This window comes from Mesorhizobium sp. B2-3-5 (assembly GCF_006442395.1).
Lineage (GTDB): Bacteria > Pseudomonadota > Alphaproteobacteria > Rhizobiales > Rhizobiaceae > Mesorhizobium.
The window spans coordinates 13,615-29,151 of the sequence record NZ_VFVX01000030.1; the positions used below are offsets into that span (position 1 = coordinate 13,615).

General features: G+C 60.9%; 14 protein-coding genes. 4 read left to right on the top strand and 10 right to left on the bottom strand.

The genetic code is table 11. From position 1 onward, the window contains the following. Nucleotides 1–17 precede the first annotated feature (17 nt). From FJ958_RS25120 to FJ958_RS25135, 4 genes are all read right to left on the bottom strand, one after another. Nucleotides 18–1,037: an ABC transporter permease gene (locus FJ958_RS25120; RefSeq protein ID WP_140746756.1), complete on the bottom strand. Its 1,020-nt coding sequence runs from the start codon at nt 1,035–1,037 to the stop codon at nt 18–20. Further along, the gene (locus tag FJ958_RS25125) at nt 1,037–1,981 is read right to left on the bottom strand and encodes an ABC transporter permease (RefSeq protein ID WP_246679753.1); all 945 of its coding nucleotides are present in this window, start codon (nt 1,979–1,981) and stop codon (nt 1,037–1,039) included. Before FJ958_RS25125 ends, FJ958_RS25120 begins: the two co-directional genes overlap by 1 nt. A gap of 208 nt (nt 1,982–2,189) precedes the next feature. Further along, nucleotides 2,190–3,155, bottom strand: a complete 966-nt coding sequence (locus FJ958_RS25130) for a sugar ABC transporter substrate-binding protein (protein WP_140746641.1) — start codon at nt 3,153–3,155, stop codon at nt 2,190–2,192. 97 nt (nt 3,156–3,252) lie between these two features. Continuing rightward, nucleotides 3,253–4,299: a sterol desaturase family protein gene (locus FJ958_RS25135; protein WP_140746642.1), complete on the bottom strand. Its 1,047-nt coding sequence runs from the start codon at nt 4,297–4,299 to the stop codon at nt 3,253–3,255. Nucleotides 4,300–4,496: 197 nt separating this feature from the next. On the opposite strand from FJ958_RS25135, the gene FJ958_RS25140 reads away from it, so the two are divergent. The 3 genes from FJ958_RS25140 (at nt 4,497) to FJ958_RS25150 (ending at nt 8,210) form a co-directional block, all read left to right on the top strand. Continuing rightward, complete coding sequence (locus FJ958_RS25140; protein ID WP_140746644.1) at nt 4,497–5,531, top strand: LacI family DNA-binding transcriptional regulator; 1,035 nt, start codon at nt 4,497–4,499, stop codon at nt 5,529–5,531. Nucleotides 5,532–6,861: 1,330 nt separating this feature from the next. Further along, nucleotides 6,862–7,467: a sulfite oxidase-like oxidoreductase gene (locus FJ958_RS25145; RefSeq protein WP_140746759.1), complete on the top strand. Its 606-nt coding sequence runs from the start codon at nt 6,862–6,864 to the stop codon at nt 7,465–7,467. Beyond that, nucleotides 7,464–8,210 (top strand): ferredoxin reductase, encoded by a 747-nt coding sequence (locus FJ958_RS25150; RefSeq protein WP_140746646.1) that lies wholly within the window; start codon nt 7,464–7,466, stop codon nt 8,208–8,210. Before FJ958_RS25145 ends, FJ958_RS25150 begins: the two co-directional genes overlap by 4 nt. Before the next feature lie 288 nt (nt 8,211–8,498). Here the strand turns inward: FJ958_RS25150 and FJ958_RS25155 are convergent, their stop codons facing one another. From FJ958_RS25155 to FJ958_RS25170, 4 genes are all read right to left on the bottom strand, one after another. Then, nucleotides 8,499–10,673, bottom strand: coding sequence for a molybdopterin cofactor-binding domain-containing protein (locus tag FJ958_RS25155; RefSeq protein WP_181176514.1), 2,175 nt, complete (start codon nt 10,671–10,673; stop codon nt 8,499–8,501). 14 nt (nt 10,674–10,687) lie between these two features. Beyond that, nucleotides 10,688–11,149, bottom strand: a complete 462-nt coding sequence (locus FJ958_RS25160; protein ID WP_140746650.1) for a (2Fe-2S)-binding protein — start codon at nt 11,147–11,149, stop codon at nt 10,688–10,690. A gap of 302 nt (nt 11,150–11,451) precedes the next feature. Next, nucleotides 11,452–11,832 carry a cytochrome c family protein gene (locus FJ958_RS25165; protein WP_181176515.1) on the bottom strand — a complete coding sequence of 127 codons (381 nt, stop codon included), beginning with the start codon at nt 11,830–11,832 and terminating at the stop codon, nt 11,452–11,454. A gap of 321 nt (nt 11,833–12,153) precedes the next feature. Next, a complete protein-coding gene (locus FJ958_RS25170; protein WP_140746652.1) occupies nt 12,154–13,224 on the bottom strand; it encodes an aldo/keto reductase in 1,071 nt (356 codons plus the stop codon). A gap of 108 nt (nt 13,225–13,332) precedes the next feature. Between FJ958_RS25170 and FJ958_RS25175 the strand changes: the two genes are divergently transcribed. Continuing rightward, nucleotides 13,333–14,232 carry a LysR family transcriptional regulator gene (locus tag FJ958_RS25175; RefSeq protein WP_140746655.1) on the top strand — a complete coding sequence of 300 codons (900 nt, stop codon included), beginning with the start codon at nt 13,333–13,335 and terminating at the stop codon, nt 14,230–14,232. A 100-nt stretch (nt 14,233–14,332) separates the two neighbouring features. On the opposite strand, the gene FJ958_RS25180 is transcribed toward FJ958_RS25175, so the two are convergent. Both FJ958_RS25180 and FJ958_RS25185 read right to left on the bottom strand, forming a co-directional pair. Then, complete coding sequence (locus tag FJ958_RS25180; RefSeq protein ID WP_140746657.1) at nt 14,333–14,740, bottom strand: DoxX family protein; 408 nt, start codon at nt 14,738–14,740, stop codon at nt 14,333–14,335. Between the two features lie 89 nt (nt 14,741–14,829). After that, nucleotides 14,830–15,483 carry an isochorismatase family protein gene (locus FJ958_RS25185; RefSeq protein WP_140746660.1) on the bottom strand — a complete coding sequence of 218 codons (654 nt, stop codon included), beginning with the start codon at nt 15,481–15,483 and terminating at the stop codon, nt 14,830–14,832. Between the last annotated feature and the right edge of the window lie 54 nt (nt 15,484–15,537).

A 15,537-nucleotide genomic window follows, 5' to 3' on the forward strand; every position in this document is an offset into this window, starting at 1 on the left:
CTCTAACAACTCATTTTTCATGGGTTTGCTGGCTCCCGCGGCAGGCTTCGCTTGCTCCGCGGCCTGAAGTACAGAGCCAGGTCACGGAACGACTGGTTCATCAGCACGGCTATCAGGAGCATCACGCCGATGATCAGGTTCGACCAGTTTCGGTCGATCTGCGTAAAGTAGATGCCCTGGCTGACAATGGCGAAGGTGATGGTGCCAACGAAAATGCCGAGGACGGACCCGAAGCCGCCGGTCAGCAGGACGCCGCCCACCACCACGGAGACAATGGCGTTGAAGATGAAGTTCATGCCGCCGGAGACTTGGGCGGAATTGAACAGGATCGCCTGGCAGATGCCAACGAACGTTGCACTGACAGCGGACAACACAAAAAGCGCAATGGTCAAGCGATCAGTCGGAATGCCAGCATTACGGGCGCTGACGCGGTCGCCGCCCATTGCAAAGAGCCAGTTGCCGTAGCGGGTTTTGTGCAGAACGAAGCCTATGATAGCGGCGAATGCTAGCCACCAGACGATGATGACTTGGTGACTGCCGCCGATCAGCTGGCCGAACAGGAATTTGGCCCAGTCCGGCGCGGTTACCGCAACGCTGGCATTGCCGGTCAGAAGTACCGACCCGCTGAGCACCACCCCTTGCATGGCGACCAGCGTGGCCAGGGTAATGATAAGCGAGGGCACGGAGGTGCGTATCGTCAGCAGGCCGTTGACCAGACCGACCGCCACGCCTATTGCCAACGCTCCTGCTATCCCTACCGTAATGGGCAGCCCGTAGTAACCAGTGAGGATGGCAGTGGTCATCGAACCCGCCGGGATCAGTGCGCCGATGGAGATATCGAGCTCGCCTGAGATCATCAACAGGCCGACGGGAATGGCGACAATGCCGAGATTGGCCGCGAAATTGACCCAACTCGCCGCGCCAACGAGTGTGCCCAGATTGGCGCCGCCGAACAAAACGAAGAACAGCACCACGCCGATGAGACTGAGGATCGACCCGGCTTCCGGACGCCGCAACAAGGATCTGATTGCGTCCATCATGACCGCCCTCCCTTCTTAGACGAATAGCTGAGCGCGAGTTGCCGGAAGGTGTCGTTGGTCAGCACCGCAATCAGGAGGAGCACGCCGATGATGACGCTTCCAACATTGGGGTCCAAACTCGTGAAGTAGATGCCCTGATTCACGATCGAGAAGGTGAGAGTGCCGAACACGATGCCAACGACCGAGCCGAAGCCACCGGTGAGCAAAACGCCGCCGATGACCACGCACATGATGGAATTGAAGATGAAGGACTGGCCCGCCAGAACCTGCGCACTCTGATAGACCATCACCTCGCTGACGCCGACGAAAGCGGCGCTGAAGCCGGAGAGCATGAAAAGGCCGATGCTCAGGCGCTTGGTTGGGACGCCGACATTGCGCGCGCTCTCCTTGTCGCCGCCGAGCGCATAGATCCAGTTGCCTATCGGCGAGATGTGCAACAGCCAGAACAGGCCGACCACGAACACCATCCACCACAGGATCGTGACCTGGAACATGCCACCGAGATAATCACCGAGGATTTCCTTGGTGAACGGATCCGGCACAAGCGAGACCCCGGTGCTGCCAGCGATCTTGACGGTGAGACCCAGCGTCAGACCCATCGTGCCGAACATGGTGCCGATGGTGATTATCAGGGATGGGATGGACGTTCTCGTGACGAGCAGGCCGTTGAGGAGGCCGACGGCGAGACCGAGTCCGAGCGCGGCCGTTATGCCAAGCCAGTCGGGGAGCCCATAGTGACCGGAGATGATGGCAGCGGTCAGCGATGCCGCCGGGATCACGGCGCCGACCGAGATATCCAATTCGCCAGCGATCATCAGCAACCCTATCGGCAGCGCGATGATGCCGATCTCGGAAGCGATGTTCAACCAACTCGCCGCGCCGGCTGCTGACATAAAGCCGCTTCCGCCGAACACGCCGAAGAAAAGAAGAACAGCGATCATGCCGAGAAACGAGCCCGACTCTGGTCGTCGCGCCAGGCGGCCGAGTGCCAGTCCGAACTGCGGGCGGTCAATCGCCGGCGTTGATGTGGACGTCACGGGATGTGCCATTAGGGTAATCCGCGAGCATACGGCCAGCCTTGATGTCGCCGCCGCAGAGAGAGGAAAAAGGGCCGCCGCCGCAAACGCGAAGGCGGCCCAGGCGGGAGGATTATCGCGTCCCGGCCTTCACGCCAGCGATGGTGGCGTCGACATTTGCCTTGTCGATGATGCCTGGTCCCGTAAGGATCTCGCGGGTGGGCACCGACAAACCATAGTTGACGTGGCCATTCAGGATCGCAACGGCCAGGTATCCCTGCAGGTAGCCTTGCTGATCGATCGCGCAGGCCTGCTTGCCATCCTTGATGTTGTTCAGGATGGTTTCGTCAAAGTTCATGCCGCAGAGTTGCACTTTCCCGACCTTGCCGGCCTGCGTAAGACCGTTCATGGCGGAGTTGGCGTCGACGTTGCCGATCGTAAAGACAGCGTTCACATCCTGGTGCTGCAGCAGATAGGCTTTCACCGCCTGCGCGACGGCCGTGGCCGAGCCGAAGGATGTAGCAGGCAATGGCAGGACGTCGGCTTCGCCGCCGCCATTGGTCATGCCTTCCTTGAAACCGCCGCAGAAGGCCTCGATATTGGCGGCGCCTGGCAGCGTGTTGATGCAGACGCCCTTCTTGTTGCCGCCCTTGGCAAGGTACTCGCCAGCCGCGACACCGCCCTTGTAATCGTCCGAGCCGACATAGTTCATGGCGCCAAGACGATCGGCCGCTTTCAGCCCGCCGGCATTGTAGATGAGCAGCGGAATGCCAGCATCCCTGACAGCCTTGAACGCAGGGTCCATCGCTTCCGGCACCCAGTCCGGGCCGACAATGGCGTCCGCCTTCTGGTCGATGGCTTGGCGGATCAGTTCGGCGGCGTCCACGCCCAGATTGTCGTAGTTCTGCGGCCCGAGCCAAGTGACCTTGCCACCCTGAGCCTCGACCACCTTGCCGGCGTCTTCGGCGCCGCGCTTGACGATCGACCAGAACGGATCGTCGGGCTTGCCGCCGACGACGAAGATGTTGGCGGCAAGCGTCGCGCCGGTGCTGAAGCCGACCAGCACCGCTGTCGACACAAGCGTCTTGAAAAGCTTCATGGTTTTTCCTCCCAGATTACCCCGTAGGGTTTCGACAAAAGTCTTCCTGTTCCAGGCCCGCTCCTCACGGACTCAGCCGAAACAGCGCTTGGTTTGGTTATTCGGCCGGCATTCCAGACGCTGGATCGCCGCGGCCTTCCTGTCGGCTCCGTACCTTTTCCTTTTTCTTGCGAAAGCGGGTCTTCATGACTTCGTCGGCTTCCTTGCTTCCGTCGTGCCAGGTGCCGAACAGCCTATCGAGGGGCACAAGCCCGTCGCCGCCGTAATTCACCTCGAAGTATTTGTGGTGCAGGTAATGCACGTAAGAATGGCTATCGAGATTGATCTTGTCGGTGATTTCAAACATCTCGAAGCCGAGGTGGCCGTTAACCGCGCCGAAGCCCGCTCCATGCAGCGTGAAATAGGCGCAGACCGGGTTGGACGGGATCAACAGGTGCAGCCAGGCTTCGGCATGATAGAGGAAGCCCTCGACCGGATGCATCGACAGCGACGACCACGGGCTCGGATTGATCGAATTGTGGTGGACCGAGTGCACCCATTTGTAGAGCGGAGGCCAATGGATCGCCCGGTGCAGGAAGAAGAAATAGACCTCATGCACGGCAGGCGCGATAAGCACCAGGAACGACAGGTAAAGCCAGTTCGTCGTCCATGGCAGCCAGACCGCCCAGCTGTTGGCATAGACCCACAACATCACGATCTCGACTACCGTCCACAGTGGTATGGTGACGAAAAACGAGCGGGCGAAATTGTCGATGTTCTGGCTTTGAAACCAGAACACGTCGGACGGCGCGTCCGAGGGAAACTTTGGATTGTACTTGAAGCGGTTCTGTTGTTTGCGCTGGACGTAGTAGCGCAGCTCGAAGAAGCCGTAGAAAAGAAAAATCCCAGCGGCGTTGAGGCCGTACAGCCAAAGGTAGTTTAGCAGCGAGAGGCTCGCGAGGCTCTGCCAGCTCGGGATCAGCAGGTTGACCCAAATGAGCGACGTGGCGAGGTGGAAGGTATTCCACGGCCAGAAGAATTCAGGAATCCAGGCCAAGACCTTTTTCGCATTGAACGGACGGTGCCAGATCGGTGCCGGCTCTGCCCGGCGATGGGGAGCCCAGCTGCCGCGCTTGTCGCGTGTTCCATACTGAAGGTCATCCATCGTAACAGCGCCTCCTCACCCGGATCGGTCTGGTGACTGCGGGGTTCAGACCCGCCCTGGGGCTCAGCCGGCCGAGCCCTCGTTCGGCGCAATTCATATCGGAGGGTTGATATTCGGAGAAGGCAGAAATATTATCAAAATTGCATTTGTATCATTTAGTTTCAATCATGATGATACAGAAGAGGAATGGGCGTTCGATGAAGCGGCCGACAATCCACGATCTCGCCACTGCGGCAGGCGTATCAGTGGCGACTGTGAACAGAATTTTGGGTGGCAGCGTTTCCGTGCGGCCGAAAACAGTCCAACGCGTCCAGAGCGCTGCGGAAGAGATTGGCTTTTACGGTATCGGCGCGATCGACGATCGGGCCCGTAAGATATCGCCGCATTACCGATTGGGTTTCCTGCTCCAGCAGTCGACCCGTGACCTCTACCAGTTGTTCGGGAAGAAGATCGTTGCCGCCTGTCGCGAGCGTCGGGACGAGGTCATCGAACCTGTCGTCGACTTCGTGGATATTTTGACGCCAGAGACGATCTCGAGCCGTCTCATTGCGCTCGGCGATTCATGCGACGCTGTCGCGGTGGTCGCGGCGGATCACCCCATCATTGGCCAAGCCATCCGTTCCCTGAAGGAGATGGGGAAACCAGTTGTTTCCTACATCACGGATCAGTCGGCGCCGGAAAGGGCGGCCTATGTGGGCACGGACAACTGGAAGCTGGGGCGCACCGCAGCCTTCCTGATTACCCAAACGACCCATGGTCCAGGTCGTATTGCCGTTTTCATAGGCAATCACCGGTATCAATGCCAGGACGTCTCGGACGCCAGCTTCCGCTCCTATTTGCGCGAGCACGCGCCTCGGCTCACAGTCGAGGAAAGCCGCCCCACCCACGAAGAATCGAGCGAGGCCTATCGTATGGTGGCCGAGTTGCTGGAAGCGACAGACGATCTTGTGGGAATTCTGATCGTTGGCGGCGGAATCACAGGGGTACTTCGTGCATTGAGAGAGGTCCCTTCGGAAAGGCGTTCGGGCATCAAGGTGGTATGCCGCGACATTGGTCCCGAGACACGCAGGGGCCTTTCAGAAGGACTGATCACTGCAGCTCTCTGTCATCCACTCGAAGCCACATCGGCTCTTCTCGTGCAGACGATGATCGACGTCATTAGCCCACAGGCGCCGCTAGCCACCCTGCAGCGGTCGATACCATTCGAAATTGTAACGCCAGAGAACATTTGAGGCGTATCCCAGATACTGATCACTTTGTACGTGTGAATCCGAATGTCCGCTTTTAGAGCGTGGTAAGCGCTACAGCAGGTCCCGATCTGAGGCGGAAACCTGCCATTTCGTCGAAGGTAAATACGATTGACGAGTGGCCGGACCCACACCTTGAATCAACTCTGGCGAATCGCTTCGTAAGCTATTGATAGATAAGAATTATGTTAGTCGCTGAGGGTGTGGGATTTTAAAAGAAAATCAACGGTTTAATGGATGGTTAGCCAACCCATATCCTTCGTATCGTCTCGTATGGTCTGGCGAACCTAAGGATCAGGAGGACGACTAGTTTTCATGCAACCGGGCTTTCCCTTTCCAACAGGGGGTCGGTGAGCGCACGAGCGCGGCTGGTTTGGGCCGAGAGCGGCTACTCCGCTTTCGAGATGAAGCTTGTAGAAGCTGCCGTTCTATCAATTAGCGTGGATGGCGGCGCGGATGAAAGCCTCCGCGCCGTCGATTATAAAATCTGATCAATCAGGCGCGCTCGGACGAGTAGCGGCAACATCACGTCCATGCAGCCGGGCAAGGAGACCGCGTCGACCTGAGCGGGGTGGGCGCAGGCTCTCGGATTTGCCGTCGTGAACCAGCATGTCGCTATGTATGAACCCATCGTCGAAGCGCCCTGGACAGTCAACGTTTCCCCAGCAGTAAAAAGCTCATGTCGGCAGCTCGCCTGGGCGGGTCGCCCAGGCCCAAGCCACGGCGGATAGGACCGTCCCAAAGCTCGATACCGCGGCGTTTGGTGGTCCCGGCGATGCTGACAACGGTCCGCAGATGAACGTCATCGTCGGCCGTTCCAATATGCACGGGCCGCAGGTAGGGATCACGATGCGCTGGATACGGCTCGTTGCCTTAGAAGGCGGATACAAGCTCCGCGGAATGACGTGTTCGCGGGGTACTGAGCCGTAACTCACCGCACAGTGCACAACGGGCGACAAATCGTTTTCCCATGACTGATCTTGTGAAATTGCTCGCCGGGATATGGCATCACCTAAATCCAGGACGACTGCGGGTCCGGGTCTTTAGCGCCATCGTCAGGCTTGCCGGGCTCCTGGGTTTACTCGGCCGCGGCATTTCCCTCGCCTGACTTGATCGCTAAGCAAGCAAGCCGGAATCGGCGATGCTCAGCAAACAGCACCCAGCTTATCGCGGTCGTAATGTTCGGCGACAAGTCATGTGTGTCCTGCCGAGCGTAACGAAACCTGCCTCGAGCGTTTTTTTGTTGCTCGACATTGCTTCTTTGGAGGATGATTCCAAGCGAGGTCACCAAGGCCCGATGAAAGGCAACGCCAAGATGGTCACACGCGGGTTTTCAGGACGCCGGCCGCCGGCTGGGGACGCACGCATACCCCCCGGGCAACACCTCGAGCACGGATTCCCCGTCCTGTCGGCCGGGCCAACACCGAGGGTCCGCACCGAGGACTGGTCGTTCACGCTCAAGCACGGGCCGCGGCCCATCAAGAAGTGGAGTTGGGCGGAGTTCAGCGCCCTGCCTGTGACGAAGATGACTCGCGACATCCACTGCGTGACGTCTTGGACCAAGTTCGACACACCTTGGCAGGGCGTCCTCGTCGACGACATCCTCGCCGACGCGGGCGTCGAGCCGCCGACCGCCTTCACGCTCGCGCACTCCTTCGACGGGTATTCAACAAACGTGCCGACCAAAGACCTGGTTGTGGGCAAGGCTATGGTCGCCCTGCTCTATGAGGGAAAGCCGATCACGGCGGACCACGGGGGGCCGGCGCGGCTGCTGGTGCCGCATCTCTACTTCTGGAAGTCGGCGAAGTGGGTGAACGGCCTGCAGTTCACTGAGCGTGACGAGCCCGGATTCTGGGAATTGCGAGGTTACCACATCTACGGCGACCCATGGCGCGAGCAGCGCTACACGAACGACCCGTGAGCGAAGGCACCGCGCCGCAGTCGCCTTGGCAAACGGCGACAATCGCTCGCATTTTGAGGCGTACGCCCCGGGTCGTCAGCTTCTTCCTCCAGCCGTTGCAGCCATTCGCCTATCGCGCGGGCCAGCACATCGACGTCAAGCTGACCGCGCCCGACGGCTACGAGGCGCGACGCTCCTATTCCATTGCCTCCGCGCCTGAGGCTGGCGAGCAGGTCGAGGTCGCGATCGAGAGGCTTGATGACGGTGAGGTGTCACCGTTCTTCCATGATGTGGCGGCGGTCGGCGATGAGATCGAGGTCCGCGGGCCGCTCGGCGGACACTTCGTCTGGCCGGAGGGTGACCAAGGACCGATCCTGCTTGTGGGTGGCGGCTCCGGCGTCGTTCCCTTGGCGTCGATGGCCCGCCATCGCGCCGCTCTTAGCTCGAAGGTGCCAGTCGTCTTGGTCTATTCTGCGCGGACTTGGGACGAAGTGGTCTTCCGCGACGAGCTGATCGAACTCGACCGCCGCGGCGACGGCTTCAGCCTGGCGCTCGCGCTGACGCGGGAGGGCGCCCGCCGCCCTGCTGACCATTCCCGGCGGATCGACTTGGCGATGGTGGCACAATCAATAGCATACTTCCCCAGCCCGCCGGGCGTCGCCTTTGTCTGCGGGTCCAACGCGTTCGTAACGGCCGCCAGCCAGGCGATGATCGATGCAGGCGTCCCTGCAAGAATTATCCGCACCGAACGTTACGGCGTTTGAACAGTGAAGCCCGCGGCTCTGTCCCGGCCAGCAAACAAGGACGCACAAAGCGGAAGCACCGAAATGCCCGCCGCTGGACCGAATCGAGAAAACCCAGTTTGGCAGCGCAAGAACCATTGATGCCATCCGGCATGGCAGCCCCAATGACCTCTCGGCAAACCCGAAAAGGCCGCCACGATTAAATCCCCCCGCCACTCTTCATTCCGACTGCCGACAAGACTTGCCCAGCCATGACACTATGGCGTTGTTTGCCGTCAGTTGTCTCGCGCGTGGAGCAAAACTGACGCTTCAGACATCATCGATCGGGAGGATACGGTATCGCTTTCCGGTGAGGCTCGCCAACGCGTTAACTACCGCCGGCGAAATGACGGGGGTGGCGGGTTCGCCTACACCCAGAGGAGCGTCGTTGCTTGGCACGATATACACATCGATCGCCGCCGGAGCGTCGGACATGTAAGGCGGCCGAAATCCATCGAAGTTCGACTGCTCAACCTCGCCGTCCTTGAGGGTGATGGCGGACATGAGCTGAGTGAGACCGAAGCCGATCGCGCCTTGGCACTGCGCTTCGATGGAAAGCGGATTCACCGGCAGCCCGCAGGCGATGGCAACGGTGACGCGGTGGACCCGTGGGCGGTTGTCGACGACCGAGACCTCGGCCGCGCAGGCGATACCCGTGTCCCAATAATCCGCGCAAGCGATGCCGGCGGCACGGCCGGAGGCAAGGTTATTTCGCCAACGACTCTTCTCCTCGAGCAGGGTTAACGCATCGCGGACCTTTGTGGCCTCGGGATCGAGAAGCTTCAGCCTGTAGGCGAAGGGATCGGCCTTGGCGCGAACGGCGAGCTCATCGATCAGGGTCTCCATGACAAAGGTGTTCTGTGAATGCCCGACAGAGCGCAGGGTATAGACAGGCACGCTCACCGCCGGATGGTGTACCGACACCTCAAAGTTCGGGATGCGGTATTTGTTGTTCACCGCTCCCTCGATGACGAGCGGATCAACGCCATCCTTGATGAAAGTCTTTTCCATCGCCGTTCCGATGATGAAAGATTGGCCAACGGCCACGTGTTGCCAGGCCCACGGCATCCCATCGCCCCCGATGCCGATTTCGACGCGATGGGTCGTCATGGGACGGTAGTAGCCGCTCCGCATGTCGTCCTCGCGCGTGTACATCAGCTTGATCGGCGTGCCGCGCAGGCGCTTCGCGATGGCCGCCGCCTCGAAAGGCACCGGGCCGTCGAGCGGGCTGCGCCGGCCGAATCCGCCGCCGGCAAAGACCACGTGCAGCGTGACTTGGCTGGGATCCAGTCCCAGCGCCTGGGCGAGCACGCCTTGGTCAAGCGTGGCAAACTGAGACGGAATCCATGCCTCCGCACGGTCGCCGTCGTAGCGAAGCGTCATGTTCAGGCATTCGAGCGCGGCAGCGGCCAGATATGGAAGTTCGTATTCCGCCACAAGGTGTTGGGAAGGCGTGGTCTTGGAAAGCGCGGTCTTGTCGCCTCGGCTGAGAGCGACGGTTCCCCGCGTTTTGGCGAGGGCCTGATACCTGGCGCGCAGTTCCTGGCTGTCGGCGCGCTCTACGCTGGAGAAATCCCAGTCGATCTTGAGCTGGTCCCGCGCCTGTTTCGCGCTCCAGAACCGATCCGCGACCACGGCCACGGCGCTCCCTTTGACGAGGGGAATTTCAAACACGTCCCGCACACCCTCCATCGAGCGGACCGCCTGCGCGTCGAACGCCTTGACCCTCGCCCCGAATACCGGTGGCCGTGCGATGAGGGCGATCTTCATGCCCGGAAGGTCGATGTCGAGCGCGAATTTTTGCGACCCGTCCGTCTTCGGGCGGCTGTCCATGCGACGCGTCGACTTCCCGATAATCCGGAAGTCGCCAGGGTTCTTCAAGACAACTTGCTCCGGCATGGGCCTGCGCGCAGCATCGTCCGCGAGTTCGCTATAGCCTGCCGACTGGCCGCCTGGACCACGGACCACGCCCGCCTCCGTGCGGCACTCGTCTGGGCGCACCTTCCATCGATCGGCGGCGGCGCCCACCAGCATCGCGCGGATCCGAGCGCCGAACTCGCGGTGCTGCTGATAGCCATAGCGCACGGACCACGAACCGCTCGTGCTCTGTATCCCGAGCGGCGGCGCCTTGTAGGCATCTCCCGCCGGGGCAAGCTCGGCGCTTACTTGGGACCAGTCCGCATCGAGCTCTTCGGCGACGATCATCGGCAGTGATGTGAGCACGCCCTGCCCCATCTCGATGTGCCGCACAGCGATCACGATCCGCCCGTCGGGCTTGATGTGAATATATGCGTCGGGTGGGGCTGGTAGCGCCTCGGCGTTCTGCGCGAGCGCGGGAAAATCGAAGTGCAGCGAAACCAATAGTCCGCCCGCGGCAACTGCCGATGCGCGCAGGAAGGTGCGGCGGCTCAAATGACCCTTGTCAGGCTGGTATGCGAACCGCATGGTCCGGCTCCTTGCTAGATCAACCGTGTTGAGGCGTCCTGGATGGCAGCGCGGATGCGCACGTAAGTGGCGCAGCGGCATAGATTCGTCATCGATCCCTCGATGTCGGCTTGCGACGGCCGGGGCGTTGCCTTGAGGAGCGCCACGGCGGCCATGATCTGGCCGCTCTGGCAATAGCCGCACTGCACGACATCCTTCTTCACCCAGGCCTCCTGCACAGTGCGACCGACACGATCGACGCCGATGCCTTCGATCGTCACCACCTCCTGGTCTCCCACTTCCGAGACCGGCAAGCCGCAGGAGCGGGTCGCTTCGCCGGCAAGGTGCACGGTGCAGGCGCCGCACAAGCCGATGCCGCAACCGTATTTGGTGCCTGTCAGCTTCAGGTCTTCGCGCAGAACCCAGAGCAGAGGGGTCGACGGATCAACGGTTACGTCCCGGCGCTGCCCGTTCACCGTGATCTTGTATGTCGCCATCGAGGTTCTCCGTCGTGTGACGTCGAGGGTTGGCGCCGAGCCTTGACGGCTTGAAGCATTTGGAGCTTACGAGGCGATGCCGACGATCGAAATGACATAAATCCCAGAAAAACCGCCATTGGCGCGGTTGCCGTTCGACGGCTCTGCCGATTGCCGCTGGCGCAGCCGCTGCCGTGGCACTGCTTTGCACTTCGCCGGAGCGCATCAATGTTGCGGTGGAGGTCGTGTGGGATGAAGGCTGGGTGACCGCACGGCTAACGATCATCGTTACGATCGCCGCCAACGCCCCGCAGAACAATCGGTCACTGCAGCGATTTCAAGTATGCGATGAGATCGTCGCGGTCCGTTTTGTTCGGCACTGAGACGGTCATGGAAGTGCCGGGTACGAATTTTGCCGGAGCAGTGAGGAAAGCATCCAGAGAAGCGTCGTCCCAGGTGATGGACGCGTTCACCAAAGCCTTGGAATAATGGGCGCCGGCGACCGATCCGGCTTTGCGGCCCACGATTCCGTTGAGATGCGGGCCAACCTTGTCCTGACCCGTCACGGAGTGGCAGGCGGTGCATCTGTTGAAGATCGTCTTGCCGCGATCGGCGTTCCCTTCCGCAAGAGACGGTGAAGCGGCCGCCATCATGGCGACGACGACGGCGATCGTCCGCGGACGGATTCTTGCCCTCCCGATCATGACGCACACAAGCTGTCTGAATAGGTCGCCATCGAGGTTCTCCGTGTGACATCGAGGGTTGGCGCCGAACCTTGACGGCTTGAGGCATTCGCAGCCTAAGGGGACGATCCGACGATCGAAACGACATAGATCCCAGAAAAACTGCCGCCAACTCCGTGAGCTTGGCCTCGCCCAATCACGCCCACGCTGACGCCGCCGTTGCGAATGAAGCATCGGGCACCGTCGCCGGGCGCTGGATACCGACAATCATTCGGCACCCGACCACGCGGCAACCAGCGGCAGGCGAGTTGCCGGAGTGGTCGGCTTGCGAAGCACCGTTCGCTACCAGCTTCGCTCCGGGAAATGTGCCCCTCCGCTGACCGCCGCGCGAAGGAATGGGCCGTGCAGCAGGTTGTACGGAAAACCGAGCTCGATGGCGCTCACCGCATCCAGCCGTGTTATCTGTTCGGCGCTCAAGGTGACGTCGAGGGCGCCGAGATTGTTTTCCAGTTGCTGCAGCGTCCGAGCGCCGAGCAGCAGAGCCGTCACCCCGGGATTGGCCATGACCCAGGCGAGCGCAATCTGCGCTGATGAGCGATCGACTTCCCGCGCGATCTCGCCGATGACATCGGCGATCGCAAGGCTGCGCTCCGACAGGGAGCCGTGGGCGCCGGCAACCGCCTTGCGCGACCCCGCGATGCCGGTCTGCGAAGCGCCGAGATCGGCGCGGCTGTATTTGCCCGACAGCACGCCATTGGCAAGTGGCGCCCAGGGCATGAAGCCCATACCCATCTCGTTGGCCATCGGGATCAGGTCGCGTTCCGAGGTGCGTTCGGCCAGACTGTATTCGCTCTGCAACGCGACGAACGGCGTCCAGCCGCGCAGGTCGGCGATTGCCTGCATCCTTGACGCCTGCCAGGCGGGAATATCCGAGAGGCCGAGATAGAGCACTTTGCCTTGGCGGACGAGATCGTCGAGCCCGCGCAGGATCTCTTCGACCGGGGTCAGCCCTTCCCACTGATGGACATAAAGCAGGTCGATATAGTCGCTCTTCAGCCGGCGCAGGCTTTCCTCGACCGAAGCGATCATGCTCTTGCGATGGTTGCCGCCCGAGTTCGGATCGCCGGGACGCGTCGCCATCGTATATTTGGTCGAGATCACCAGCCGGTCGCGCTTGCCTGCGGCGAATTCACCGACAAGGCGCTCGGAGGAACCGTTGGTGTAGGCGTTGGCGGTATCGACGAAGTTGCCGCCGCGGTCGACATACGCGTCGAATATGCGCTGAGCCTCGTCCTGTTCTGCCCCCCAGCCCCAATCGGAGCCGAAGGTCATGGTTCCCAGCGCAAGCGGGGAGACGCGCAGGCCGGAGCGGCCGAGCAGGCGATAGGTAACAAGGTCAAGTGATTGGGTCATGGGTTAATCTCCAGGAACGGGTGAAGTTGTCCGGAGTAAAAATGAACCGTCGCCGCCAATAAGTTAATCCGCTATAATCCTGATAGGCTAGTTAGAGATTGATGCATAATGAGAGGATCCGACTTCGCCGAGTTGAAGGCATTTGCCGCCATCGTCGAGCATGGAAGCTTTGCCCGCGCAGCCAGCCATCTCGGCATGTCCTCGTCCGCTCTCAGCCAGACCATACGCCTGCTCGAAAGCCGTCTCGGCGCAAGGCTTCTTAACCGCACGACACGAAGCGTGGCGCCGACCGCGGTCGGCCAGAAACTCTACGAGCGGCTTACGCCAGTCATGCTGGAACTGGAGTCGGCGGTGACCGAAGCGGTCGACGCGACCGGCCGCGTGGCCGGCCTGCTGCGCATCAATGCGCCTGGCTACGCTGCGACCATGCTGATCGCGCCCAGGCTCGGGCATTTTCACAGGGGCTATCCGGACGTGGTGCTGGACGTCGTCTCCGATGACAGCCTCAGCGACATCGTCGCCGGGCGCTTCGACGCCGGCATCCGCGCCGGCGAGCGGCTCGAAAAGGACGTCGTGGCCGTTCGGCTGACGCCGGACATGGAGATGATGGCCGTCGCGTCGCCCGACTATCTGAGTACGCGAGGGATTCCGAACACACCGGCGGACCTGCACGCCCATGCTTGTATCAACTGGCGCTACCCCGGCAGCGGCGCGGTCTATCGTTGGGAGTTCGAGAAGGATGGAAAGGCGTTCGAGATGTCGGTCGACGGACCGTTGACCTCGAACATGCAGGAGGTGGTGCTGGATGGCGCGCTTCAGGGTCTCGGCATCCTCTACACCTTCAATGATCATCGCATTGTGCGTTCAATCGAGGAAGGACGCCTCCAACGAGTCCTGGTGGATTGGTCGCCGACCTTTCCCGGCCTCTTCCTCTACTATTCGAATCGCCACTCACCAACGCCGGCATTGCGGGCCTTCATCGACTGCCTTCTGGATCGAGATTCATAAAGCGGGGTCAGTTCGTGTCGATGCGCCATTGGAAGGGCACGCGAATCGCATGCGAGCCGCCCACGACGAGCGCTGGTCCTTGCGGGCACTCGTGCGGTTCTTATTGACCGCCAGGAGACCTGCTCTCCGCCGCCAGCCTCGCCACTGCCAGCAATCCACCGATGACCGCCATGTGTTCGATGGCGAAATCCAAAGAGATCGCGCGGTCGGCGCCCACCTGATTCCAAAAGTCGTGGGCGACCGGAATTGTCAGCGCGGCGAAGCCACTCAGCGCGATGGCGCCAAGCCATTTACAAGGACCGACGATCAACATGGCGCTTCCGAGGATTTGGACCAGGATCGTCGCTGCTGCATAAGGTGCTGGCGGCGACAGATGGAAGTATGTCATCTCCGAAATCGCGCTATTCCAATCGCCTAGCTTGCTCAGCCCGCTTATCCAAAACGGCGAACTGACGAGTATGCGGAGCAGTCGCAGCGAGACACAGGAAAACAGTCGACGAGCGTTCATGCCGGAATCCCTCTTTGGTTCCTGGCGCTGCGCCCGATCTTGAGCGTGGGATCGGGCGCAGTCGACTGTCAGGAACAGTGCGGGAGGAGCTAGGAAGCCTTCCTGGCAGCGTTTGCGGTCTGGGCCTCGAAGCTGTCCATCAACAGGCTGTAGCTATGATAGTGATCGCGGACGACCGGCCCGAATTCCTGGGCGGTCGGCAGCCTCCAGTCGCGCTGCAGCTCGAATCCAACGGTTGTCCAGTTGATGGGGGTGACCCCGTGATCCTGCATTCTGGCAATGGCGAGGCCGCGAAGGGTCTCGTCACTCCCGCCAGAGGCGTCAACCACGCCATACACATTGTAGCCCGCCTCGACCGCCTGCATGGCGGGGAAGGCAAGGCATACATCGACGGTGACACCGGCCATGATCAGGTTCTTGCGGCCGGTTTTCTCGACCGCGGCCAGGAATTCAGGATCATCCCACGCACTGATGATCCCTTGCCGCCGAATCAGCGGGGCATCGGGGAACATGCTCAGCACCTCTGGGATAAACGGGCCGTTTGGACCTTGGTCAAGGCTCGTGGTCAGGATGGTAGGCAGCTTGAAGGCTTTGCCGAGCTTCGCGAGCCCCAGAACATTGTTGCGGTATTCGGCCGGTGAATAGTCATGCACCAGCTGCAAGATTCCCGACTGATGGTCGATCAGCAGAAGTGCCGCGTTGTCTTTAGTGAACCGGGACTTTGTATAGCTGTTCGTAGTCATTGCTGTTTTGCTCCTGTGGATAGATGTTTACGGTGAACGGAATTTGGATCCGCG

Excerpts from the sequence above, each read along its gene's own strand:
- FJ958_RS25120 (WP_140746756.1), bottom strand. The coding sequence starts at position 1,037 with ATGGACGCAATCAGATCCTTGTTGCGGCGTCCGGAAGCCGGGTCGATC.
- FJ958_RS25125 (WP_246679753.1), bottom strand. The coding sequence starts at position 1,981 with ATGATCGCTGTTCTTCTTTTCTTCGGCGTGTTCGGCGGAAGCGGCTTT.
- FJ958_RS25130 (WP_140746641.1), bottom strand. The coding sequence starts at position 3,155 with ATGAAGCTTTTCAAGACGCTTGTGTCGACAGCGGTGCTGGTCGGCTTC.
- FJ958_RS25135 (WP_140746642.1), bottom strand. The coding sequence starts at position 4,299 with ATGGATGACCTTCAGTATGGAACACGCGACAAGCGCGGCAGCTGGGCT.
- FJ958_RS25140 (WP_140746644.1), top strand. The coding sequence starts at position 4,497 with ATGAAGCGGCCGACAATCCACGATCTCGCCACTGCGGCAGGCGTATCA.
- FJ958_RS25145 (WP_140746759.1), top strand. The coding sequence starts at position 6,862 with ATGGTCACACGCGGGTTTTCAGGACGCCGGCCGCCGGCTGGGGACGCA.
- FJ958_RS25155 (WP_181176514.1), bottom strand. The coding sequence starts at position 10,673 with ATGCGGTTCGCATACCAGCCTGACAAGGGTCATTTGAGCCGCCGCACC.
- FJ958_RS25160 (WP_140746650.1), bottom strand. The coding sequence starts at position 11,149 with ATGGCGACATACAAGATCACGGTGAACGGGCAGCGCCGGGACGTAACC.
- FJ958_RS25165 (WP_181176515.1), bottom strand. The coding sequence starts at position 11,832 with ATGATCGGGAGGGCAAGAATCCGTCCGCGGACGATCGCCGTCGTCGTC.
- FJ958_RS25170 (WP_140746652.1), bottom strand. The coding sequence starts at position 13,224 with ATGACCCAATCACTTGACCTTGTTACCTATCGCCTGCTCGGCCGCTCC.
- FJ958_RS25175 (WP_140746655.1), top strand. The coding sequence starts at position 13,333 with ATGAGAGGATCCGACTTCGCCGAGTTGAAGGCATTTGCCGCCATCGTC.
- FJ958_RS25180 (WP_140746657.1), bottom strand. The coding sequence starts at position 14,740 with ATGAACGCTCGTCGACTGTTTTCCTGTGTCTCGCTGCGACTGCTCCGC.
- FJ958_RS25185 (WP_140746660.1), bottom strand. The coding sequence starts at position 15,483 with ATGACTACGAACAGCTATACAAAGTCCCGGTTCACTAAAGACAACGCG.